The 24,186-nt window shown below is 37.7% G+C and carries 14 protein-coding genes; 6 read left to right on the plus strand and 8 right to left on the minus strand.

All coding sequences use genetic code 11. The features are described 5' to 3' along the window. Positions 1-73: 73 nt before the first annotated feature. Together ACI7T6_RS03240 and ACI7T6_RS03245 are read right to left on the minus strand one after the other, a co-directional pair. A complete protein-coding gene (locus tag ACI7T6_RS03240) occupies positions 74-3,622 on the minus strand; it encodes a DUF4116 domain-containing protein (RefSeq protein ID WP_404664987.1) in 3,549 nt (1,182 codons plus the stop codon). A gap of 103 nt (positions 3,623-3,725) precedes the next feature. Then, the gene (locus ACI7T6_RS03245) at positions 3,726-9,662 is read right to left on the minus strand and encodes a tetratricopeptide repeat protein (protein ID WP_404664988.1); all 5,937 of its coding nucleotides are present in this window, start codon (positions 9,660-9,662) and stop codon (positions 3,726-3,728) included. 447 nt (positions 9,663-10,109) lie between these two features. Here ACI7T6_RS03245 and ACI7T6_RS03250 point away from each other — a divergent pair, with 447 nt between their 5' ends. The 4 genes from ACI7T6_RS03250 (at position 10,110) to ACI7T6_RS03265 (ending at position 17,025) form a co-directional block, all read left to right on the plus strand. Further along, positions 10,110-10,757 (plus strand): SAM-dependent methyltransferase, encoded by a 648-nt coding sequence (locus ACI7T6_RS03250; protein WP_404664989.1) that lies wholly within the window; start codon positions 10,110-10,112, stop codon positions 10,755-10,757. A gap of 66 nt (positions 10,758-10,823) precedes the next feature. Then, complete coding sequence (locus tag ACI7T6_RS03255; RefSeq protein ID WP_404664990.1) at positions 10,824-11,744, plus strand: DMT family transporter; 921 nt, start codon at positions 10,824-10,826, stop codon at positions 11,742-11,744. Between the two features lie 254 nt (positions 11,745-11,998). Further along, positions 11,999-16,006: a DUF4116 domain-containing protein gene (locus tag ACI7T6_RS03260; protein WP_404664991.1), complete on the plus strand. Its 4,008-nt coding sequence runs from the start codon at positions 11,999-12,001 to the stop codon at positions 16,004-16,006. Between the two features lie 104 nt (positions 16,007-16,110). Beyond that, positions 16,111-17,025, plus strand: a complete 915-nt coding sequence (locus ACI7T6_RS03265; protein WP_404664992.1) for an enoyl-[acyl-carrier-protein] reductase — start codon at positions 16,111-16,113, stop codon at positions 17,023-17,025. Here the strand turns inward: ACI7T6_RS03265 and ACI7T6_RS03270 are convergent. Both ACI7T6_RS03270 and ACI7T6_RS03275 read right to left on the minus strand, forming a co-directional pair. After that, complete coding sequence (locus ACI7T6_RS03270; RefSeq protein ID WP_404664993.1) at positions 17,000-18,280, minus strand: hypothetical protein; 1,281 nt, start codon at positions 18,278-18,280, stop codon at positions 17,000-17,002. The two genes, ACI7T6_RS03265 and ACI7T6_RS03270, sit on opposite strands and share 26 nt — an antisense overlap. A 136-nt stretch (positions 18,281-18,416) precedes the next feature. Then, positions 18,417-19,535, minus strand: a complete 1,119-nt coding sequence (locus ACI7T6_RS03275) for a hypothetical protein (protein WP_404664994.1) — start codon at positions 19,533-19,535, stop codon at positions 18,417-18,419. 61 nt (positions 19,536-19,596) lie between these two features. On the opposite strand from ACI7T6_RS03275, the gene ACI7T6_RS03280 reads away from it, so the two are divergent. Then, the gene (locus tag ACI7T6_RS03280) at positions 19,597-19,962 is read left to right on the plus strand and encodes a flagellar biosynthetic protein FliO (RefSeq protein WP_404664995.1); all 366 of its coding nucleotides are present in this window, start codon (positions 19,597-19,599) and stop codon (positions 19,960-19,962) included. 45 nt (positions 19,963-20,007) lie between these two features. Here ACI7T6_RS03280 and ACI7T6_RS03285 read toward each other — a convergent pair whose 3' ends face one another. The 3 genes from ACI7T6_RS03285 to ACI7T6_RS03295 are packed head-to-tail and all read right to left on the minus strand — an operon-like array spanning position 20,008 to position 21,606. Further along, positions 20,008-20,166: a hypothetical protein gene (locus ACI7T6_RS03285; protein ID WP_404664996.1), complete on the minus strand. Its 159-nt coding sequence runs from the start codon at positions 20,164-20,166 to the stop codon at positions 20,008-20,010. Then, a complete protein-coding gene (gene floA, locus ACI7T6_RS03290; RefSeq protein WP_404664997.1) occupies positions 20,153-21,142 on the minus strand; it encodes a flotillin-like protein FloA in 990 nt (329 codons plus the stop codon). The genes ACI7T6_RS03285 and floA overlap by 14 nt, the downstream gene beginning before the upstream one ends. Next, positions 21,139-21,606, minus strand: a complete 468-nt coding sequence (locus tag ACI7T6_RS03295; RefSeq protein WP_404664998.1) for an NfeD family protein — start codon at positions 21,604-21,606, stop codon at positions 21,139-21,141. The genes floA and ACI7T6_RS03295 overlap by 4 nt, the downstream gene beginning before the upstream one ends. Before the next feature lie 379 nt (positions 21,607-21,985). Between ACI7T6_RS03295 and ACI7T6_RS03300 the strand changes: the two genes are divergently transcribed. Continuing rightward, positions 21,986-23,365: a cryptochrome/photolyase family protein gene (locus ACI7T6_RS03300; RefSeq protein WP_404664999.1), complete on the plus strand. Its 1,380-nt coding sequence runs from the start codon at positions 21,986-21,988 to the stop codon at positions 23,363-23,365. Here ACI7T6_RS03300 and ACI7T6_RS03305 read toward each other — a convergent pair. Next, positions 23,362-24,060, minus strand: coding sequence for a hypothetical protein (locus ACI7T6_RS03305; protein ID WP_404665000.1), 699 nt, complete (start codon positions 24,058-24,060; stop codon positions 23,362-23,364). The two genes, ACI7T6_RS03300 and ACI7T6_RS03305, sit on opposite strands and share 4 nt — an antisense overlap. Between the last annotated feature and the right edge of the window lie 126 nt (positions 24,061-24,186).

Here is a 24,186-nt window from a genome sequence, read left to right on the forward strand (position 1 = left end):
AAATTTTGATTCATGTGTGATTTGAATTAATAATAAAATGCTTTAAAAATGCAAAGTATTTTTAATGCATCTCTTATCCATTGAAATACCCCCACTTATTTTTTTGAGAAGCAAAGCCAATCTCTTGGTCATTTTTTAATGCCTCACTTGCATCCTCAAGTGCCGCTCCATTCTGCTGAACAGCAGCAAGGACAATCTCTCGGTCATTTTTTAATCTCTCACTTGTATACTCAAGTGCCCGCCCATTCTGCTGAACAGCAGCAAGGACAATCTCTCGGTCATTTTTTAATCTCTTAATTGTATACTGAAGCGCCCACCCATTCTGCTTGACAGCAGCAAGAATGAACTCTCGGTCATTTTTTAGTTCCTCACTTGCATACTCAAGCGCCCACCCATTCTGCTTGACAGCAGCGAGGACAATCTCTCTGTCATTTTTTAGTTCCTCACTTGCGTACTCAAGTGCCTGCCCATTTACCTCAACAGCCGTAAGAGCAAATTCTCGATTATTTTTTAAAAAATCCTGAGCAAAAGTAAAAGATTGACTATTAACTTTAATAGCAGAAAGCAGGAATTCTTTATCACATCGTACATGCTCTTTACTATATTCAAATATCCATGCATTTTCCCAAATAATCTCTAGGATCTTGTCTTGATCATTCTTAAGAGAACTATTAAAAAATCCATGTTTTTGATTGTCATTTACAGGGGGAGCCAGCTCTTTCCAAAGCCTATAGATAACATCGGCAAAAAGGAGACGTAAAATGGGATTTTTATTGTACGACTCTAATATTTTTTTCCCTTGTATATTAAGTAAATGATAATCTTGCCGTGTTACTATTGAACTATGAAAAAAATAAGAAAAATTACTCAAATTGAGATTTCTGTAGTTAGTGAATTCCCAACTCGGCATTAATTGTTTAAGAATTTCTTGATATCCTCCTTTAGAGTCTGTTAAGTTAGATCCTAAAGAAGAACTTAGAAAAGAGTAAATAAGAGCTAGAAACGTATGCTCATTGAAATAAGGAGGGAGGTCTTTACAAACTATTTTTTGAGATATCAATGCATACAAAATATTTTCTCCAAGAGGAGAAATTGGTCTTATGGAAGTAAAGTTTAATGTTAATTGATTTGTGATAAATGCAATCCGTTTATTCCATTCTTCCTTTCCATAAATCTTTTCTACTTCAGAGATTTGCTTTTCAAGAGACTTCTTTAGAGAGGATACTGAATTTAAAGAGAGAGGGTAAGAGGAAAAAATTGCATCAAACTGCTCCTTCTTTTTCACAGTATTCTCAATGTCTTTTAATTTAATGACAGCTTCACTAGCGGCTTTGATCCCTTGATATAGCTTCTCGGCAGCATCCTTCATAAATGCTTGAGAGGTTTTATTTTGTTTAATTTTTTTAAATATATGAAAGATACCATAAGGTATTCCTAAGGGAATCAACAGCATAACCTCTACCCATCCAGGAAATTTTAATTCCTTATCTGATTTATCTAATCGCTCTTTATGTTCTTTTTGAAGGGATTTCCAGACCTCTTCAATTTTATGAGGATCCGCATTGGGAGCAATTCCTTTGGATAAAGTCAGAATATAGCTTCTAAGCGAAGACCATTCACGCTCAGCCTCTTTATTTTGCTGAAGCGCATATTTACTTCTAAGCCCTTTAAGGATTTCTTCTGCAACGAGAAGGCCAGAGATCACTTCATCAATATATCCGTTAATACAACCTGTAATGACCCCCTTGTCGTATTTTCTGACGATAGCAGGATCCACGCTCTCTAAGTGTAAAAGCTCTCCAATTTCTGGATGAGATTTTTCTAGAAGAGCATTGATTAAACTTGTTTCTAAAATGCTTTGTTCAAACTCTTCAAGTTTCTCTGAGAGTTCATTTTTTGAAACCGCAATTAAGGAAGGATTAAAAGAGGGAGTTAGTGATTTTTGTTCAGCTGTAATGACTTTAATTAAATTACTTGTAAAAAGGGTATCTAGAAGCTTTTCATCAGATGCATCTAATTTATTTGGCACTAAAATAGGCACATTTTTCTCTTGTACGCCAAGTATATGAATAATCTCTTCCAAGTCATTTTGGTCTGTGAGATCTTTAAGAGCGATGATATTTTTAATCCCTGAATGTTTTTTAAAGGCCTCTTCCTTTTGAAGAAGGTTGTTATAGTGTTCAGATTTCTCTTCAGTATCAGGCAGTATCTGATCCGAAGAGGAAAGCCTTAACTCTTGAAGCTGTAGCAATCTCTCTCTATGTTGATCTACCTGGGTTTGAATCGCAGGAACAATCCCTGCAAAAGGCTCTAAAGCTTTAATTTGTTGTTCTAAGTTCTTTTCTTCTTCACTAGGAGCAAACAATATGTCTCTCTGCATTCTTTCAATATTGTTGATGCCTATGAAATCGACATCCTGAGAATATTTTGTGAGGCCTAATAGACAATTATCTAAAGTCCCAAGCACCCTTTTTAACCTTTTTCCTAAAAGATGCACATGTTCAAACCTAGATCCATTATCTGTGATGGAGGTGAGGATGACAATTTTTGGGAGGTATTTTCTTGTTAAAGCTCTAAGCGTTAACTCAATAGCAAGTGCTATCACTTCTCCGTGAGTATCTGCAAATCCAGGGAAATCTACTAGGACAAGACCTTCTTTTATAGAAATATTAGGAAAAAAAGTGCAGGAGGTTTCATGATTATTTCCAATTAGATGCTCTTTATCTGTAGAAGATTGATAACCATTTCCTTTAAGAATCATCTGATCTCCGCGTAAGTAACAAAGAGTTGTTGACTTTCCAGAGCCCGTATTTCCTAGGAGAAATACAATATTATGATTTCCTTGAGGCATCATTTGTTCAACTTGAGAAAGAACTATTTTCCTATACTCTAAGATAATATGTGCAAAGGAAGAAAAGGAAAGTTTTTCTATGGCAGTTGTTCTCTCTGCTTTAGTAGAGAGGGCTTTCATATCAATAAGATGATCATAGAGACTAAAGCATCCCTCCTGAAGAATCTCTTCAAGATAGGCAGGATAGAGAGAGGCATTTTGCTCTCTTAGCTGCTTTAACTCATCAAGCCTCTCCCTTTTTTGATATTCACAAAATCGATCTTTTTTAGATTGTAATAGAGCTGTAATGTCAGAAGAATCACTCTTTCCTAAAAGAGCCTCTACATCTAACTCAAATTGCTTTTTTGATTTACAGAAAGGAAGATGTGTGGCTATTTCCCGGATTTTTTCGAGTGTTAAATTTTGGGGAGGGCAAAAAGAGATGTCAGCTTCATTAGGAGTAAGAGCCTTAAAGCTCTGCAGATGGTAGGCTGTAATAATCTCTTCAGCTGAAGCTTGACTAAGGTCCTTTAAAGCTTGAATTCGCTCAGCTAGTTTTAATAAGAGAGAGGAGGCATTCTTATTAGAGGTAATTTTTTCTTTACTTTCTTGGTGATGGACTGTGCTGTATGCATGATTGAGATGGATAACATCATGACAACAAAGTATCTTTTTTTGCAGGGTATCTTCAATAAGCTTTAACCCTTCTTCAAAAGTATGTAAAGAAGAAGATAAACCTCCTTGCTGGCTACAATAGTCACGGATGAAAGAGGGAGAAAATGTGGGATTCATGGCATTGCTCCTCAAAGGATTATTTTAGAATAGGATGCTACCTTTTTTTGATTTAATGAGTCAACAAGTTCTTTTAAGCTTTGATCCCATCAAGATAAGACAATCATCTTATAGGGGTGCATGAAGGGTTTGATGAAGAAAAATGGAATTTCTCTTTTAATTGCCGCTCTTTTTCTTGATAAAGCGCTGCCTTACCATCTTGCTTAAGAGCTGTTAAGATTTTGATCACAATAAGATAGTCTTGATTTTTGAATAAACTATAATCAAGAAATTTTTTCTCTTTAAGCTCTACTCCTTTAAGAGCGAAGGCAAGAGCTTCTCTAAACTGATGTTGCTCATATAAGATCTTTGCTAAAGAAGTGTAATACTTGGCTGTTCGAATAGCTCCTTCTCCTCCGATACATACTTGAATTTTAAGACCTTTTTTACTTTTTTCTGTAGCCTCTTCATCTCTTCCTAGCTGCTTTAAAACAAGAGATATTCTTTTATAACATTTTGCTGTATAGATGGAATGGTCTCCTAATACCTTTTGATTAATCTCTAACGCCTTTAAGCTATTTTGAAACGCTTCTTCTAACTTTCCTAAACACTCAAGAGTTTTTGATATCCCCCGGTAACTTCTTGCTGTATAAGGAGAATATTCTCCCAGCGTACTTTTATTGATGTCTAATATCTTCCTTCTTCTTTCAAGCGCCTCTTCATATCTTCCTAAATCTTGAAAAATCTTTGCCTCTAATTGGTAATGCGTCACTGTAGATAGCGTCCCCTCTCCAAATACAGATCTTTTGATCTCAAGTGCTTTCGTGTTTTTTTCAAGCGCCTCTTCATACCTCTTGAGTTCTCGTAAAATCTCTACAATGCTTTGATAACACTCTGCTGTATAGATAGAGCTCTCTCCTAATATCTGTCTTGTGTTTTCTAACACTTTGAGGCTGATTTCAAGCGCCTCTTCTAATCTTCCTTGTTTGCGCAATATCTGTGCTATACCTTGATAACACCTTGTTAAATAGAGAGAATGATCCCCTACCACATGTCTTTGAATTTCTAAGGCTTGATGACTTTTGATCAGCGCCTCATCGAGTCTTCCTAAATCTTGAAGAATCTTGGCCTCGAGTAGATATCCAGTTGTTGTAAAGGTAGAGTCTTCTCCTAGAACCTCTTTTTTAATCTCTAACGCTTGATGACTTTTGATCAGCGCCTCATCTAATCTCCCCAACTTGTGAAGAATTTCAGCCACACCTTGATAACATCCTGCTGTATAAGGAGAGTTTTCTCCCATGATATTCTTGTGAATATTAAGGGCCTTCAAGCTGTTTGTAAGAGCCTCTTCTAATCTTCCCCTATCTTGAAGAATCCTAGCCTCTAAATGATAACTTCTTGCTACAGGAAGCGATCCTTCTCCTAGTATTTTTCTCTTGATCTCTAACGCTTGATGGCTTTTTTTAAGTGCCTCTTCCCCTTTTCCCAGTTTATGAAGAATCTCTGCTAGATCTTCATACCCTTTTGCTGTAGAGAGACTATTTTCTCCTAATGTAGAGCTGTAAATTTCTACTGCTTTCACACTTTTTGTAAGCGCCTCATCTAACCGTCCCATCCTTTGAAGAATATCTACGACTAATGGATAACACTCTGCTGTATAAGGGTTATGGTCTCCTAATACAGATGTTGTAATCTCTAACGCCTTTGAGCTCTTTTCAAACGCCTCTTCTAATCTCCCTAAAGAGAGAAGGATTTTTGCAACTCCTTGATAGCTCTCTACAGTAAGACGGGCCTCATCTCCTAGTAAAGATTGATTGATCTCTAACGCTCTTAAGCTCTTTTCAAAAGCTTCTTCAATCCTTTTCAAAGAGAGAAGGATCCTTGCAACAGAGGCATAACTGATAGCTGTGATGAGATTCTCTTCTCCTAGCACACGCCTATTGATCTCTAACGCCTTTATACTCTTTTCAAGCGCCTCCTCAGGCTTTCCTAAATCATAAAGAATCGTTTCCATGGCTTGATAACTAGCTGCTGTTTCAAGAGAATCTTCTCCTAGTACGCGTCTATTAATCTCTAATGCCTTTGTACTTTTTTCAAGAGCTTCTTCAAATCTTCCTACCAGCCAAAGAATTCTTGCTTTGCCTTGATAACACCTTGTTGTATAAGAAGAATCTTCTCCTAGTACGCGTCTATTAATCTCTAATGCCTTTGTACTTTTTTTAAGAGCTTCTTCAAATTTTCCAAGTTCCTGAAGCATTTGCGCAACGAGCTGATAACACTCGGCTGTATAAGGAGAATCTTGGCCTAATATTTTTTTTGTGATCTTAAGTGCCTGAGTACTTTTTTCAAGAGCCTCTTCGACTTTCCCTAAATTTTGAAGGACCATTCCTATAATTTGATAACTTTCTGCAACCTGAAGCGACTCCTCTCCATGCATTTCTACTCTTTTTTTAAGGGCAAATGTCCAAATATTTAGACTATTTTCAAAAGCTCCTAAATAAAAATAGATATCTCCTAACTCATTGAAGACTCCAATTTGTAAAGAAGGATGTACCTGCTCTTTAAACAGCTCTAAATCCACAATATGTTGCATATGAAGAGCGTATGTGATTAACACTTTTCTGCTATACTTTTGCTTCTTTTTCAGAGCTTTGATGATGTCTAAAAAAACTTCTAAGATCTTAGTAATGGATTGCTCCTTGAGATCTTGAGTTAAGCTCTCTCTCATTACCTGTTGAACAAGGGGATGTACCCTGTAACAAATAAAGTCTTCTTCAGCATCAGTTTGTTTAGCCAAAAGTGAATAGTTTAAAAGAAGTGTAACCGCTCCATTAAAAGAGAGCTCATCTTCATTCAGATCTTTAAGGGTCCAGTGAACTAAAAGAGATAAAGGGATTTTCTCCTCTGCAAGAAGAGAGATCATTTGCATTAACTGACTAGCAAGGATTCCTCGGTTCTGCTTTTTAATAGATTCAATAGAGATATTCCATGTGGTTAAAATGGACTGCTCTTTCTCCTCTTGAATCAGACCAATCTCTTTTTGATCTAAAATTTTTAAATGATGTTTTTGAAAAAGTGCGTTATAGGCTTTAAAAGAGATATGCGGGGTTTGAAAAATGTATCTAGCTGCATGCGTGAGGGCCAAAGGTAAATATCCTAAGGAACTAGCTAGCTGCTTTGCAAAAAAAACATTCTTATCTGAGACCACTTGAGAGGCGGCTTTAAAAAGGTAACTCACTGCCTCTTCTTCTGAAAAACCGTCTAAAGAGATCAAATGAAACCCCCGTTTTGTCATATCAAAGAAAAGCCTTGTAGAAACAAGAATATTACAAAGCGGTGTAGAAGGAATATAGTTATTAAAGATTGCAAAAAGATCAGGGTCATCTAACCCATCGATGATAAAAAGATAGGGATCTTTTTGCATTTGAAGGTGCCCTTTTAGCTGAGAGAGGACTTTATCTTGATGCTCTTTTTCAATGCCTAAACTATAAGAGATCTCAAGAAGTGACTGAATCATAGAGACTTTGCTCATCGCTTTGATAAAAGCGGTAAGTCCATAATTTTTCTGATATTGAAACCCATATTGAATTCCCAAAGTAGTCTTACCAACTCCTCCCATTCCAGAAATCGCCACTTTTGAGTGGTGTAAAAACGCCTCTTTAATCTCTTTTAGCTCTTTTTTTCTTCCTGTAAAAAGATGAGAAGGAAGAGGAATATTACAGTAATGTATTTTATTTAAAGATTTCTTAAGAGTCGGTGTTTCTTCTAAAGCGTGAAGAAAAATCTGATATTTCCAAGGCCGTATTGGATCCTCTACGGAGCCTTTTAAAAGAACTTCTTTTGAAGGTTCAATCTCTTTTAAAGAACAAACAAATTTTTCTAATAACTTTTGAGTCAATGCGCTGGCTTTTAAGACTCCTGTACCTTCATCTGTATCTTCATACCGAATATCGATCAAACGGCCCTGAGCTCTATCAGAAGAGATCTGAGGCGTGAGCGCTTGGTTTCTGTAGAAAGTGAGAAGCTTTTTAAAAAGCTCTTGCTGACTTAAATCTTGAGGCTCTTCTCTTTTCTCAACACCCTCTTTTTTTCCTCCAAAATGGACTCCTAACGTCCGCCTGTTCGTTTGCCTTCCTTTAAAATAGGGATCTTCTTGGTAAGCATGTTCATCAAAAATTTCTATTAAAGAATTTTTGAGAGAAGAAGCCATCCACCTTCCATAGTTTGGATCTTCATGAGGAGCTCCCTCTGCATTTCTAACCCTTAATCCAATAGGAGACAAAATACCAGGAAACGCAAGCGTAGCTATCAGTACATCAGCAATAATCACATCTTTATATAAGGCATTTTCCGAGCTAAAATGGGCGATTTTTTGATCCTTTAACCCAAAAGCCACAAGATGTAAATGTTTATAATCAAGAGGATGTTTTTTAACCTCTTCTGCAAGATCCCCAAAAGTAAAGTAGGCTTTACCTGTTTTATCAAAAATACAGGTTTCTAACTTATCTTTTAAAAGAGATAAATCCCCCATTCCTTCTATAGGGATATCTTGTATAGAAGAAGAGGATGAAAGTAGCTTAGAATAAAAGTTTTTTAAATGAGAGAGTTCTTGTTCAGACAGCTCTTTTTTAAGATCAAAAAGATCTTCAAAAGAGAACGGTAAATGGTCTTCAAGTTGAGATGCGCTATAGCCAAGAGCAAAAAGAGTCATTACAAGAGATCCCATCCCTTGCCCCGCCACTCTTCGAAGCTGGCCCGTAATTTTTTTTGCTTCAAGCACTTTAACAGCCTCTAAAAACAGCTCTTTTTCATCATAACTTCCCTCTAAGATGAGATTTAAGGGAGGTCTTTGTTGAAAGTTAACAGGCTGAGTTTTTTCAATCTTCCCCATTTTTTGAAAATTTTCAATGATATTTTTACATCTTCTTGCAGAGGGGGATAGCTCTTTTTCTTGAAGATGGGCTAAAGGGGTTTTTCCTTGATCATCCACTGCTGAAGGATTAACACCTAAAGAAAGCAGCAGTGAAACAGCTTCTGGTTTTTCTCCTTGAACAGCAAAGTGAAGCGGAGTTCCTAAGGGGTTAAATTCCCCTTGGTGGCAAAGCGCCTCTTTTGATGTGAGCTGCATAATAGCAAAAAGATCTCCTAAAAAAGCAGCTAGTTGAAGAGGGGTTCTTCCTCCTCTATCTTTAGATTCAAGAAGAAGTGCTGTATCATGGTGCTCTTCTTCTAAAAGATATTGAAGCATGTGGGACTGATTAGACTGAATCGCCAGATGAAGAACCGTCCCCCATGAGGAACTGATATCTAAAAGAGATATTTCCTTAAAAACATTGTGCTTAAGTAAAAGAGAAAGAACCTCTGCATAACCTGATACAATAGCTAGTGCAATGACAGGTATCCGTAAGGAGGGATAAGGTATCCACTCTCTTCCTAAGGAAGTGATCTCTAACAGTTTTTCTACAGTTTTAACATGCCCTTCATGAATGGCCCAGTAAAGAGGAATGAGTTTATCTTGATCTTCATCATAACAGCTGACAAGGCCTAATCTAACAAGATCATCGATTAGATCCTCTCTTCCATAGATCGCTGCGATATGAAGAGCCGTTTTTTGATCACAGCTTTTTAAATGGGTGAGTGCATTGGCTCCAAGTGTTTGGATTAATTGCCTGACGCAGCTTGAATTTCCCTCTCTAATTGCGACGAAGAAAATATTCATGCCCCTAGAATCTTGCATTTTAAGTAAGAGATCTTGAGAATATTGATCCCAGTCTAGAGTTTCATGGTGCTTTAAAATCACGTCAAAAAGGTGATCTGTAAGGGCTTCTAGGTTATTTTGACTTTCATTAAGAATGATTTTAAGTGTTTTTTCATCGATGCCGCTCTTTCTCAAGAGCTCCGTGATTTGTTCTACCTGAACTGATTGAACCGCTTGTTGTTTTAAAGATTTCGTCTGCTCTAGAAAAGAAGAGCCAAAATGAGAAGGGTAAGTTGTAAATCCTTGCGAAAGAACAGGAATATTACCCCATTCTAAAGAGCTTCGAACCGGCAATATCGCCATAAAGACACCTCAAAATTAAGGTTACCTATACGATAAGAATGCGCCTAAACAAACTTTTTTATCCACTTTTTTTATCTAACTCAAAAGACGTCACTATTTTTAAACTATGGGACTTCCCCAAACACTTATTAGATCATAATCTTTTACTCAAATGAGAAGTGATCTTTTTACAGCCCATAAGCAAAAGGGAAATATTTTGGAGGCTATCTAAGGAAACCCTTATCCCTTAACAGCTCCTGGAGTTAGCTCTTGAGATGTTTAAAAGCTAGATGATATCCCTTATACAAAAATAGGGGTATAGGAGGGTTGAATCATGACAACACCCTTAAGATCTCACTCGTATTTTGCCTGAGCACTTTAACAAAAATATTTTTAGAAAATATTCAAGGAAGAGAAAATGGCTCTATATTGAGAAACCTTTTTTTGTTACTCTTGTCTCTTAACTTTATGAAAAAACTCTATCTTTTACCCAATATACTCCATGAAGAGTCTCCTTGGAGATACACTCCTCCTTCAATTGATGCTCTCATTGCAGAGAGCCATAAGGGAGGCTACCTGTTTCTTAAAAAATTTGCTCTTCCCTCTGTCCCCATTTACTTACTCAATGAACATACAAAAGATATTGAAGAGCTGCTTGCCTTAACAGAAAATACAGTCGGCTTAATTAGTGATGCAGGACTGCCTTGTCTAGCAGATCCAGGATCTGTCATGGTTGAGCGCGCCTTTAAAAAAGGGATTGAAGTGGAAGCTATACCAGGACCTAGCTCCATTACAATGGCGCTTCAACTCTCGGGATTTTCAGGACAACTGTTTACCTTTCATGGCTATTTCCCAAGAGAGGAGCATGATATTGCAAAGCTTCCTAAAACACTTCACCCTCTTTATACACACCTATTTATTGAAACGCCGTATAAACTGGAAAAAACCTTTCAAAAGCTCCTCAAATTTTTCCCCTCTACAGTCAAAATTGGCGTGGCACTCGAACTCATGAGCCCCTCTTCTTTTGTAGAGGTGCACTCTGTAGCAGAATGGAAGAAAAAGTCTTTGCCTTATCCTAAAGCAAGAGGTGTGATTTTGATTCATTTTACAAAATAGAGGATCTAACGTTTACACCTTTCCCCTGTCCGTGGTAAGCTTAAAATTCAATTTGGAGACAAAAAAATGTCAACGCAAACCCCATCAAACCGGCAGTTACAAAATAGAGCGTCCCTAGGTATCATGCTCATGATCTTAGGTCTAGCTCTTTATCCCCTATCAGATGCTTTTATTAAACACTTAATGGGAACCTACTCCTTCTCCCAAACCTCCTTTTTAAGATCAGCTATCCGTTTAATCCCCTTACTCATCTCTGTCCATTTTCAAGGAGGGATTAAAGAGACTCTAGCAACACGCCGTTCAGGAAAACATGCAGTCCGGTTAATTGTGAGTCTCATCTATACCGCCTCGTTTATGTTTGCACTATCAGAGGTCCCCTTAACCACCATTTATACCTTAAGCTACACCTCTTCTTTATTTATGATTATGCTCAGTGCTTTTTATCTTAAAGAGCGCATCTCTTGGGACAGATGGTTTGCCGTCATGATGGGAATGGTAGGGGTGATTATTGCCATGAGACCAGGCTCTAATCTTTTTCAAATGGCAGCGCTCATTGTGCTTGCAGGAACTTTTTTAGGCGCCCTTCAAAAGATTTTAATTAGAGACCTTGTCAAAACAGAACATAGTCTCTCCATTGCGATCTATCCTAATGTTGTGATGCTTCTTGTGTGTCTCCCTGGTATTTTAACAGGGTGGACTCCGATGCCATTAGAGCACTGGGCTTTATTTGGTATTGTAGGAATTGTTACAGCAGCTGCTCAATATGCTATGGCTCAAGCGTTAAGATTTGCTCCGGCTTCTGCTCTTGCCCCGATTGATTATTCCACCTATTTTTGGGTCTTAGCTTTAGACGCTCTTTGGTGGAACAAAAAACCTGATCTTTTCATGATTGTAGGAGCTGTGATCATTGTGATGAGTAATTTATATATTCTCTACCGAACACGGCAGACACAACAAGATACACTTCCATCAAAGGCAAGCTCTTAATCCCTTAAGAGCTTGTTTAAAACTGAAAACTATTCTCCTTAATAATGAATATTTTTTTGCGAAAAAACCCCTTCATAGCTATAGTTTTTCCAAAAGAGCACATGTAGTAAATTTTTCATTATGGAAATATGCTATTATCAGTTCTCACCACTTTAGGTAGCCTCTCTCTTCTTTAAAGCGTGTCTACATTATCATAAGAGAGGTGTAGGTGGATGTTAGTAGGCTCACACTCATTAACCTTAAGGAAAAAACGTATGAACACCCTATTTCCTACCTCACCCTACTCTAAATATTGTAGTCAACAAAGGGACTTTTCTACCCCTTTTAATACACTTGAAGAAGGCATAGGAGTCATTGAAAATCTCTTACAAAAAAAAATTCTCTGCCGTCATGATGTCGCTCATCTCACTCAAATCTATCAAACTGTTGATGAACTAGAAAAAAATTCAGAAAAAACCTCTCATGCTGCCTTACATCAAGTAATTTGGAAAATAGAAACCGCATATCATGAAGCGTTAGCGGAGCAAATCATTACAGCCTACCATTTGGAGCAGTTTAAGGTATTTCCTTTAAAGCAAGTATGGACCACCCTTTTATCTCCTCTTAAATTACCTTTAGAAAAGATTAAGGAGATCGCGGTTCATATCCCCTTTTGTGAATCAGAACAAGCTTTTGATACAGATGTTAAAGCTCTTCTTGGAACAACTCATTCTGAGGAGACCCTAGCTCTATTACAGACTAAAAAAGATCAATTTTGTGAATATCAACAAACCATTAGAGCTCATCAGTTAAAAGAGTTAAGAGAACAAAATGCCTCTCTCTATCCTTCTTACCTTGAAGAGATTCTTCATAAAGGGTTTTTCCACCTCTATGATCACCTTATTGCTATGAAAGCGCTCAGCACCAAAATAGAGCGAACAGCTGCTATCAAAAATCTCTCTTTTTCCTCTTTTGCAAAGATTATCTTAGAATTTAGGGAGGCGGTGCTTAGTCAAACTGAGAACATGATCTCTTCCCAAAATACTAATATTGTCTTTCTCCTGGGAAATACGGGATCTGGAAAATCAACGACTCTTTGTTACTTACGAGGAGATCAAATGATATTTCAAGATAACGCTTACGAATCCTCTATGGATAGAGGGCATTTGATTGGGAGCGATGGAGAAACTTCTTATACTCTCTTTCCTAATATAGCTGTAAAGGATGATCTTGTCCTTGTAGACTTCCCTGGGTTTGTAGATACCCATGGTGAGGTGATAACACTGGCTATTGAGTTAACTTTAAGAGCTTTAACAAGGAAATATGCTCCTAAGATTATTCTTCTTATTCCCATCACAGATACTGAGTCCAGATTTGAACATGTGCATCTTTTGGGAAAGCGGTTAGAAAGAATCCTTGGAACTTTAGATAATTGTCTATTAGGACTCACCAAATATTCTAAAGATATGGACTTCATTGAAATCAAAAAAATTGAAGAAAAACAAAGAAAAAAGCTCTTTAGTCCTAGCAAAGAAGAGGAAAATATCATCCATCAGATTAAAGCTCTAGAGCCTTTTGCAGAGTCTGTTCCTACTATTCAAGCACAGGTAGATCAACATAAAGAAAGACTCTCTAAGCTTCAAGAGTTAAGACCTTCTCCTTCAACTCATCAACTCCCTGAGACCGAAAAAAAATCCAAGTATTATCAAAAGCTTCTTCAGAAAGAAGAAGCTTTTAAAAAACATTCTGGGATTAATCATGTCATTTCTCTTAAAGATCTCACCGATCAAACCCAATTAGAAGAGATTCTTAAGACGTTTAGCTCACAAAAAAGCATCCCCTTAACCCCTAGAGATAATCAGTTAGATTCCACGGATAAAGATCTTCTGGAGTTCCTTTTTGAAAATAGTTTAAAGAAAGTGATTATATCTCAAGAAAATCGCTCTATCTTATCTTTAAATGCTTCCGCAGCATCAGATTCAAAAGATACCCTCTCAAAAGGAGTTGAGGCGTTTGAGCAAAGCATTTTAGAAACAAGCTTAATTCATACGATTTTAGCTAAATCCCATGAAGAAATTGGGAAGTTCTTACATCTAGAAGAGATGGATATCATGATTGTAAAAGAATATGATAAAAAAGTGATTACAGACTGTATTCAAGGTTGTATAGATGAGGTGATTTTGGGTCTCTTAGTCACAGAGGGCATTATAAAAAAGCTGGAAAAAACATATTCAAAACAACAGAGTAAAGAGGCTCAGCATGAATGGTCATTATTAAAAAGTTATATTCTCACTTTAACTAAGGGAGTTCCTCAAGAGGCGGATAAGAAAAAGGTTAAAGAGGCTTGGGAGTCGCTTCAAAAGGAGCATCAAGAAAGGCTACAAGGAACAGAAAAAGAGCTAACTCCCCCAGGATGGTTAAAGACAATTCTTTTCATTCCTCTAGGAATTCCCTATGGTATTTTTGCTATATTTAAAAAAATTAAGCTAGATAACACCTCGAAAGAGTTTCTTGAAGAGACTGATCAAAACTTACACCAAAAGATTAAAGCTGCAGCTCAAGCTGTTATCGCTCTAAAAGACATCGAAAATACAGTCAGAAAGAAAGACCGTTTTAACAAGATTTTTTCTTCCTATCCGCTACTATTAGACACCGTCTCTTCTTTACAAGACTCACTTGAATCTCAAATAACACGGGTGAAAATGATTTATGGAGAAAAAGAGTGGGAAGATAGGGTTGCCTTTCTGATGGATCAATTAAAATCCGATTTTTCTTTAATGAGGCCAGGATCTCCTCTTGGAGAAACAATTTTATGTGCATTACTCTCACAAGAAGTATCATGGGAAAAATTCCCCCCTTGTTTTGATCAACCGATGTTTCTTGCTCTGATATATTCTTTCATCAAATTTCAAAAAAATTATCAAGAGATTCGAAATCAGCTCGTTCCAAATCAAAAAGCCCCGTCTTATCAAGATCTTAAATTAAGTAACCCTTCTCATTTCTTTCATAGCTTATCTGTGACTGAGCAAGAGTACAAATTCCTTAAGGAACAAGGAAAAAACCTGTTTGAATCATCGTATAAAACTCCTATCAGCCGCCTTCTCTTAGCTGATGCCATTTATGAATTATCCAAGGAGTTATTCCTCATCAATGAAAATGCAGAAAAAATAGCCCCTGATTCTTCTACCCTAGAAGATGAAATAAAGATTTTAGAAGCCATAAAAGATGATGAAGGGATCCTTGGATATAGCAAAGAGTGGCTGCGCAATAGCAAATTTTTTATTCTCTCTGCTGTAAGAAATAATGGGAAAGCATTTCAATTTGCAACAGATCTCTTAAAAAAAGATAGAGAATTTGTGTTAACTATTATGAAAGAAAGTGGAGAAGCACTGGAGTATGCAAGTGAAACCCTAAAAAATGATAAAGAAATTGTTCTTACTGCTGTACAGGAGAATGGACTCTCACTTCAGTATGCAAATGAAATCCTAAAAAATGATCCAGAAGTTGTTCTTCATGCTGTAAAAGAGAATGGGCTCTCACTTCAGTACGCAAGTGAAACATTAAAAAATGATCAAGAGATCGTTCTTAATGCTGTAATGGAGAATGGACTCGCACTTCTATACGCAAATGAAACGCTAAAAAATGACCGAGAAGTTGTTCTTACTGCTACATGGAAGAATGGACTCTCACTTCAGTATGCAAATGAAACGTTAAAAAATGATCTAGGGGTCGTTCTTACTGCTGTACAGGAGAATGGACTTGCACTTCAGTACGCAAATGAGACGTTAAAAAATGCCTTAGAGATTGTTATTACTGCTATACAGAAAAATGGACTCGCACTTCAGTACGTAAATGAAATGTTAAAAAATATCCCAGAGATCGTTCATACAGCTATACAGAAAAATGGCCTTGCGCTTGAGTACGTAAATGAATCCTTAAAAAATGATCAAGAGATTGTTCTTGTTGCTGTACGGAAAAATGGCCTTGCACTTCAGTACGCAAATGAATCTTTAAAAAATGATAAAGAAGTGGTTCTTGCTGCTGTAAAAGAGAATGGATTTGCACTTCAGTATGCAAATGAGCCCTTAAAAAATAATAAAGAGGTCACTCTTACTGCTTTACGGCAAAATGGACTTGCACTTCAGTACGCAAATGAAATATTAAAAAGTGATAAAGAGATTGTTCTTGCTGCTATACTGCAGAATGGGTCTGCGCTTCAGTATGCAAATGAGGCGTTAAAAAATGATAGAGAAATGATCTATTTTGCTCATATAAAGTCCTAGAAAATAAAATAATATATTTAATGTGCTCATTTAGAGCTTATCTTCCTTATTTGAAAAGAACATGGGGCTCATGATACACTCCTCTTTTTAAACTAAGGACGTTTATGGCTTCAATGAATTTAAAAGGGAAAAAAGCTTTTATCGCAGGTATTGGGGATGATCAAGGGTACGGCTGGGCAATTGCAAAAAGTCTTGCAGAATCAGGTGCTGATATTATCATTGGAACATGGACCCCGATTGTAAAAATCTTTACCCAGTCATGGAATCTAGGGAAGTTTGATGAGTCCCGCAGGCTCTCTAATGGTAATCTGATGGAATACCTTAAAGTGTACCCTTTAGATGCAGCATTTGATAAGCCTGAAGATGTGCCTCAAGAGATTAAAGAGAATAAAAGATATCAAGACGCCTCTGGATATACCATTTCAGAAGTGGCAGCTCAAGTGGAAAAAGACTTTGGTAAAATTGATATTCTCGTTCACGCCTTAGCTAACGGTCCTGAAGTCAAGAAGCCCCTTCTTGAAACATCTCGGCAAGGGTATTTATCAGCCATTAGCTCTTCAAGCTACTCTTTCATTGGTCTTTTACAGCAGTTTGGCCCTCGTATGAACCCTCATGCATCTACCATATCTCTAACCTATATTGCCTCTGAAAGAGCTATTCCTGGTTACGGAGGCGGCATGAGCTCTGCAAAAGCAGCTCTTGAGAGCGATACAAAGATGCTGGCTTTTGAAGCAGGAAGAAAATGGGGTATTAGAGTCAATACAATATCAGCTGGACCTCTTCGAAGTAGAGCTGCAAGAGCGATTGGTTTTATCGATAGCATGATCGCCTACTCTGAGGCAAATGCTCCTTTAGTAAAATCCATGGAAGCTGAAGAAGTGGGAAATGCAGCCTGCTTTCTTGCCTCACCTCTTGCCTCTGCCATTACGGGTGTTACTCTGTATGTTGATAACGGCCTTCACGCTATGGGTCTTGCAGTAGATAGCCCAGCTCTTATTCTTCCTCAAGAAGGGGCTTAATCAGGCGCCATTTTTTTTGAATCTTTTCTACACACTTAGAGCTCACTCTAATGGGAAAAAGGATCAAAAAAAGGGGCATCGATATCACCGCTTTGAAAACATTAAAGAGATATCTTAAAGCTCTTCTGTTTTCATAGCGAGGATACACTTTTAAAATCACAACTGAGCCAAGTCCTAAAGGCTGAGTATGTGTGATAAAAAGATCTTTCTTCTCTTTTGTTAAAACAGCATACATTTGGCAGTGCTTCGATTGCGGATGAAACCCAATCAATTGAATCACATCTTCATAATGAAAAAATACTTTTCCCTGTATTTTTTTCATCTTGTGATTTTCAGAGATCACGCCTGGAGCTCCGTACACATAGATTTCAACACGGGGGCCGTAGTGGATTCCCATATGATACGCAAGTGCTCCCCCTAAACTGAGGCCAAAACATTTCACACGCCCTTTATCCTTTATCCACGCATCGATATTTTTTCTCCCCGCCTCAAAAATATCTTTTCCAATAGAGCATGCTGGGTAAAAATCACTGAGGAGCGCATCAAAAAAACCTGGCGCTGCCGGGTAAGGTGTGCCTCTAAAAATGAGAAGGGATGAGGCATCTAAAGACTCTACAGGGATGAGTCCATAGGCAATGATCTTATCTTCAATTAAAGGAACATATTGGATTTGATATTCAACTTTTTGCCACTGATCTCCAATCTTTTGATAAAGAGAAATGCACTGACCCTCTGTAAAATCAAAGTAGGGAAGAAGGGAAATGAGATTTCCAATCAATGTTTCAGTTGCAAGGGAGCTTCTTTCCCCCCAATTAGGACCTTGATCTAAAATATTTAACACCTCTTGAAAGATTTTTCGGTGTCTTGCAATGAGCTCTGGATTATATTCAATAAAAAGAGCTTTGATAAGCTCTTTACTGAGTAATTGCGGTGTGATTTTAACTGCAGGGTCAAGGAGAAGCTTAATGCCCAGTAAGTCTAAGTCTTCTTTTGCAAGTAAACTGGCAATATCCATGCCTGACTCTTCTACACTTTGAAGAGTGTCATAAAACACCTCTTCTAATCGGTGTATTTCCTCATCAGATAAGTGTAAAAGATGGTTATCCCAAGATTTATAGCCGGCATTTTGCACAGCAATAGCCCGTATTTCTTTCCATTTATCTCTTAAAAGCTCCGCTTGACTAAACGAGAGCCCCTCACAGCTTTTTTCTAATAACCTTTGACTTAAGAGCTCTAAATGATCAACCTTTCCCATCTTTTACTTAAGCACCCTCTTCTTATGGCTCATCTTATCTTATAGGATAACATTTAATCAGCTTCTTTTACAAAAGAGGTTTCAAGTTTCTTGGTTTAAAAGGGTTAAGATTTTAGTGCTATTAAATAAGCTTTCTTTAAGAAGAAAGCGCTTTAAAGATGACTTGAATGGTGCATTTTTGCACTCTTTCAATCGTTCGAAGAGCAATCTTCCAATCAAACGCTTCATAAGGGGCAAAGTTCTTTGAGCCCATTTGTCCAGGACGATTTCCTAGATGAATGTGTCCCCAAAACTTACCCTCTCCTTCTAAAGCTGTGAAAGAGAGCTGAAATTTCTCTCCGTTTGATTCAACAGTGATCCATTCTCCTAGCTGAAATGTCGTTGCAGAAGTCCCTTCTACAACAATCTTTACAGAGGGGTTTTTATTCAAGAAATAAACAACTTCAAACTCATCAAGAACATCTTTTTCAGGAAGCTCTATGGTAATTACATCCTCTTTTTCTTCAAAAGATCCTGATGTATAAAGAAGTGATGAGTGGGTAGGTTTCCCCTCACCCCAAAACTTCCTTACCCAGCTCTTTTTTAAGGGGCTAGAAATAGATGCATCAAGAGCTTTTTGAAGAGGATAAATGAGACAAGCTTCTAGATGACGAGGGTGATCTTTTAAGGCTCTTTCTGAATACGCTCCTAGCCACTCTCCTAATATGAGGTCTAAAAGCGTCACTTCAGGTTCAAACTCTTGCTGCTTTTGTAATCCTGTAAAGCAAAGAGCCTCAGAATCCCACAAAGAGAGCGCTTCTTCAATAGGCATATCCTCTAATTGAGAATGGATAAGAAAATTTGCCCACTCTTGAGGTGTGACTGGATGAAATGTTTTTTTTAGGCAAGGTGTTAGCTCCTCAAGCTTTTTCACAAGATGCTCTCCTAAAACAGCACTAAAATCTTTGAGTAAAAGATGCGCGATAAGAGCTAATTTTTCCTTTAGCCAGCTGGATTTTGCATGAGGGTATTCATGAAGGTAAAGAGGAAAGCCCTCTTCAGTTTGAAAGGCAAACAGTTTTTCTAAATGCGCTTTTCCCTCTAAGATGTGAGAGGCGACTTTTGTTCGAAAAAGAGTCAAAACAAAACAAAAATTTTCATAGATGGGGATGAGCTCACTTGCATGCTCAGGGTGTTCAAAAGAGTGGTGAATCCACCCTGTGATAGTGTTTTGCCGAAGACGGCTCGCTTTTAGCGCAAGATCAACTGTTTTCATAAAAGCTACTGATTATAGGAGAGTTCTTGAAAATAAACAAATGATCTTCAATCATAAGAGAATGACTCAATTTAACCCTCTCTTATTTATCATTGCAGACGCTCTTTCTTCCCCTGTTGAAATAGCGCCTCTTCCAGAACTTCCCAGTTACGAATGGGCTTTTGTAAAAATGCTTTTTACTCTCATTCTTTTAATTGGAAGTTTAATTGCTGTTGTTGCCTTTCTTAAACGGGTTGCTCCGGGGAGATTTAATGGCACACTAGACTCTTCTTCTCTAAAGCTTCTTGAAAAAAAGGCGCTCAGCTCAAAAACCATGCTGTATCTTTTAGATATTGAAGGAAAACAGGTTTTAATTGCGGAGTCTCAGCTAGAAGTCAAAGTGATTTCTCAGTTAAATGCAGAAGTGCACTCTACTCAAGAGTCTTAAAAAAAAGAGGAAGGTCAACACTTTGACCTTCCTCTTCATTAAAACTTAATAGATTTTTCCTGCCGCGCCTAAAGGAATATTTTCCTTTTCATAAGGTGAGAGGTAAGGGTTATGAAGAATCAAAGCCATCTTGAGCCCCTCTTTGACTTTTTGCGGTGAAATCTTTCCTTTTTTATCTGTTTTTAAAGCTTTAGCTCTCTTCATGAGGGGTGTCCTCAGAAAAAGCATTTCTCATCGATGTATCTGCTTGGATGTTTTTTAAACGGTAAAAATCCATCAGACCAAGATTCCCTTTACGAAACGCCTCAGCGATTGCTAAAGGCACTTCTGCCTCTGCAGCCGTGACTTTTGCGGTGTTTTCTTGCTCCATCGCAACTGCCATCGCTCTTCTCTCTTCAGCTTTTGCTTGAGCGATTCTCTTATCAGACTCTGCTTGATCAGCTCTTAGTTTAGCTCCAATGTTTTCTCCAATGGAAATATCTGCAATATCAATCGAGAGAATTTCAAAGGCAGTGCCTGCATCAAGCCCTTTTTCAAGCGCTAAGTGAGAAATACGGTGAGGAGCGCCCAGTACATCGGTATGGGTTAAAGACCCCCCAATTGAGTTGACAATCGCCTCACCCACTCTTGCCACAATTGTCTCTTCTGTCGCTCCGCCAACAAGTTGCTGAATACTTGTTCTCACAGTCACCCTTGCCCGGCATTTCACCTGAACTCCGTCTTTAGCAACAGCTGTAATGTATTCTCCATGTTTTTCATCAGGACAATCAATCACCTTAGGATTCACAGAGGTTCTAACAGCATCTAAAATATCTCTTCCTGCTAAATCAATGGCAGTGGCTTGTCTCCACGTAAGAGAAATGCTAGCTTTTTCAGCCGCGATGATCGCTCTTACGACGTTTGAGATATTGCCCCCTGCTAAGAAATGCGTCTCAAGATCTGCGACAGAGACATCACGGACACCTGCTTTATAGACGTTAATGTAGGCATTAACGATGTTTCTTGAAGGGATTTTCCTTAAGCTCATCCCGATAATATTGGTGAGTGATACAGGGGTCCCAGAGACAAGCGCTTGAAACCAAAGCCCAATGTAACGGCTGATTGTAATGACGAGCATACCACCAATGATGATGGCAATGAAGACTAAAAAGTATAGATCGGGTGCGGGATTTTCGTTCATAAAACCTCGGTATTTAAAAGTTTAACAATGACAGTAGAACCTCTTAGCTCAATCACATGAACTAAGGAATCTTTTGGAAGATAGCCCATTTCAACGGTTGCAGGATATTGATTTCCTTCAATCTGAACATATCCTGACGGTTTAAGATCACTTAAAACAACGCCTTCTTTCCCCACGAGTAAAGGATCGAGTTGATGAATGTAAAACCCGTATTGATCATCATTTAACACAATACGGCTTCTGATACGAGAAAGAGCAATGGCTACCGTAACAATAATGGCTAATATCAACACTAAGCTATAAAGAAGAGTTAAGCTTGTTCCAAGTCCTAAAGAAGAAAAGGAGAAAACACTTGCGAGCAAAAAAATCACAGCTGAAAAGATTAAAAAACCTGAAGGGAAAAAAAATTCCATAAAGATAAAGCTTAAGCCTAAGATTCCAAGAATAAATGTTAAACTCATCATATAAAGCACCTCTTGTCCCTGCATCATTGTTTGATCTATCTTAACTACCCTCTACTATAGTTCTTTAAAAAGTTTTACGCTACCCCTCTCCTCAAGAGATAGTGCTAAGGGGTTATTAGAAAAAACACCTTAATAAGAAAAATTTAAAAAGTCATTAAAGCTTCTCAAGATTACTCACCACTTATAGAACCCAAGATAAGGTCACCCCTATAGCTTCTCCTGATCTTTTTTATATATTTTCCATTTTCGCTAGACACAATGCTCTGCTTCATTTAGAGTTTCAGGGGTTAAAAGCTGCTCAACCGTTAAAATAGGCTCAATTCTAAGAACCTCCCTCTTGCTTATTTTAGGTAAATTATTTATAACTCCATCCTAAACTATGCAACATCACTTTAAAAAGTCCCTTTTTATTTTTCATAGAGACTTAAGACTAGAAGATAATACGGCTTTACTCTTTGCTTTAAACCACTCTGAAACAGTCATACCGTGTTTTATTTTTACTCCTGAGCAAGTGGAAAACAATCCCTATAAAAGTGTTAAAGCGCTTCAGTTTATGATAGAGTCTTTAGAAGATCTTGATGAAGCTCTTCATAAGAACCACTCAAAGCTGTATCTTTTTTATGGTAAAAGCCATGAAATCGTTGCGAGGTGTATAGAAGAGCTTCACATTGATGCTGTGTTCTTCAATCAAGACTACACTCCCTATAGTCAAAAACGAGACGCTGCCATTCAAGCAGTATGTGATGATCACCATATGTCTTGCTTATCATTTGAAGATTTACTCTTGCACCCTATTCAGCAGACGCTAAAAAGTGATGGCTCTCCCTATGTTGTATTTACCCCCTTTTACCATAACGCCTCTTCTTTTCCTGTTAACTTGCCAGATCACACGGCATTTAGTAATTACTATAATAAGCCCATATCTTTTGCTAAGACAAAAGCATTTTATCAATCTATTCTTCCCTCAAGAAGCGCCCAACAAAAAGGTGGAAGAAAAGAGGCTCTTAACATTTTAATAAAATTAAAAAAGGGAGTAGTCACTACTCCTATATACCTCAATCAACCCGTAACGCATCTCTCACCTCACCTTAAATTTACAACGGTTTCGGTAAGAGAGGTGTATTTTGCTTTAAAACATTCTCAACAAGATCACTCATCTCTCATCAGATCACTCTATTGGAGAGACTTTTTCTTGAGTATCGCTTTTCATTTCCCTCATGTGTTTACAAGCGCTTTTCATCAAGAATTTAATAATCTTAAGTGGAAAGATGATCTGGATCTTTTTCAAAAGTGGTGTGAGGGAAAAACGGGATTTCCCATCGTTGATGCAGGGATGCGAGAACTCAATGCGACAGGTCTTATGAATAACCGTGCCAGAATGATTACAGCTTCATTTTTAGTCAAAGATCTTCATCTGAATTGGCAATGGGGAGAAAAATATTTTGCCCAGCACTTGATTGATTACGACCCTTCTGTCAATAATGGGAACTGGCAGTGGGTAGCTTCTACAGGGTGTGATAGACAGCCGTATTTCCGTATTTTTAATCCTTGGCTTCAACAAAAGAAGTTTGATCCTGATGCTCTTTACATTAAAGAGTGGATTCCAGAGCTTCAAGAGGTTCCCCTGTCTCATATTCACACATGGTATACCTCTTATAACTCCTATTTTGATAGCAGCTATCCTATGCCGTGTGTGGATCATAAGCGTGAGAGCCAAATCGCTCTTCACGCTTATCAAACAGCTGCTTTAAAAAATTAGCTCCACTCTTGCGTGAGTAAAAGCTCAAGCTCCTTCTGTTTTTTTTCTAAGCTGACACTTTCTAAAATGTCTTCATGAGAAAAAGAATCAAGGAGGGTTTGTAAATTCACCTTCCCTATTTGACTAGGTCTTGATTTTTCCCCAATCATGAGCACTTCTATTCCTTCTTCATTCAGGAGCTCAACAGGGTCTAAAGGAATGAACTGTTGCCCATTTAACCGGTTAAATAAATTCTTGGCTTCAGCTTCTTCATAATGAGGATTTTTGATTTGCAGCATAAAAATCCCTTGAGATGCTACTCCAAAATGGCTAAGTGCCTCTTGATGCGCATGATCCAAATCTTCTAAAGAGTAGAGAAGGTGGGTGGATTTTCCCCATTTTAAAATCAAATACTTACCCTCTCCCATGGCGTTTGCAATTTTAAAGAGGAAATCTGAAGGATCTTTCTTTTGCCTCTTAAAGTAGGCCTGAAGATGATCTAAATGCGTGGCTGTATGAGCCATGACCCCTTTTTGAACATGGTGCTCTTTCATATCTGGCATATGGCCGTTTTGTAGTGTGATCACGCGGTAAAGCCCTTCTGGCTGATTTCTTAGAACAAAAAAGAATTGATTATCCTCTTTCTTATCCTCATCTAGCCAATAGAAGAAATAGATGTCCCCTTTTTCTAGAACTGTTAATGGAATTCTCATCATCCACCTCCTGCATTAAAAATGCATTTGCTAACATTAACCAATTTAATGCCCCTGTATCCTGCATCTTATTAAATAAATTTCATCTGGTCATGCAAACTATCATAACAAACTTATCTATTTTAGATT

The organism is Rhabdochlamydiaceae symbiont of Dictyostelium giganteum, assembly GCF_964291045.1.
GTDB lineage: Bacteria > Chlamydiota > Chlamydiia > Chlamydiales > Rhabdochlamydiaceae > PALSA-1444.

Excerpts from the sequence above, each read along its gene's own strand:
- floA (WP_404664997.1), bottom strand. The coding sequence starts at position 21,142 with ATGAACGAAAATCCCGCACCCGATCTATACTTTTTAGTCTTCATTGCC.
- ACI7T6_RS03275 (WP_404664994.1), bottom strand. The coding sequence starts at position 19,535 with ATGAAAACAGTTGATCTTGCGCTAAAAGCGAGCCGTCTTCGGCAAAAC.
- ACI7T6_RS03245 (WP_404664988.1), bottom strand. The coding sequence starts at position 9,662 with ATGGCGATATTGCCGGTTCGAAGCTCTTTAGAATGGGGTAATATTCCT.
- ACI7T6_RS03300 (WP_404664999.1), top strand. The coding sequence starts at position 21,986 with ATGCAACATCACTTTAAAAAGTCCCTTTTTATTTTTCATAGAGACTTA.
- ACI7T6_RS03250 (WP_404664989.1), top strand. The coding sequence starts at position 10,110 with ATGAAAAAACTCTATCTTTTACCCAATATACTCCATGAAGAGTCTCCT.
- ACI7T6_RS03305 (WP_404665000.1), bottom strand. The coding sequence starts at position 24,060 with ATGATGAGAATTCCATTAACAGTTCTAGAAAAAGGGGACATCTATTTC.
- ACI7T6_RS03270 (WP_404664993.1), bottom strand. The coding sequence starts at position 18,280 with ATGGGAAAGGTTGATCATTTAGAGCTCTTAAGTCAAAGGTTATTAGAA.
- ACI7T6_RS03295 (WP_404664998.1), bottom strand. The coding sequence starts at position 21,606 with ATGATGAGTTTAACATTTATTCTTGGAATCTTAGGCTTAAGCTTTATC.
- ACI7T6_RS03285 (WP_404664996.1), bottom strand. The coding sequence starts at position 20,166 with ATGAAGAGAGCTAAAGCTTTAAAAACAGATAAAAAAGGAAAGATTTCA.
- ACI7T6_RS03260 (WP_404664991.1), top strand. The coding sequence starts at position 11,999 with ATGAACACCCTATTTCCTACCTCACCCTACTCTAAATATTGTAGTCAA.
- ACI7T6_RS03240 (WP_404664987.1), bottom strand. The coding sequence starts at position 3,622 with ATGAATCCCACATTTTCTCCCTCTTTCATCCGTGACTATTGTAGCCAG.
- ACI7T6_RS03255 (WP_404664990.1), top strand. The coding sequence starts at position 10,824 with ATGTCAACGCAAACCCCATCAAACCGGCAGTTACAAAATAGAGCGTCC.
- ACI7T6_RS03265 (WP_404664992.1), top strand. The coding sequence starts at position 16,111 with ATGGCTTCAATGAATTTAAAAGGGAAAAAAGCTTTTATCGCAGGTATT.
- ACI7T6_RS03280 (WP_404664995.1), top strand. The coding sequence starts at position 19,597 with ATGACTCAATTTAACCCTCTCTTATTTATCATTGCAGACGCTCTTTCT.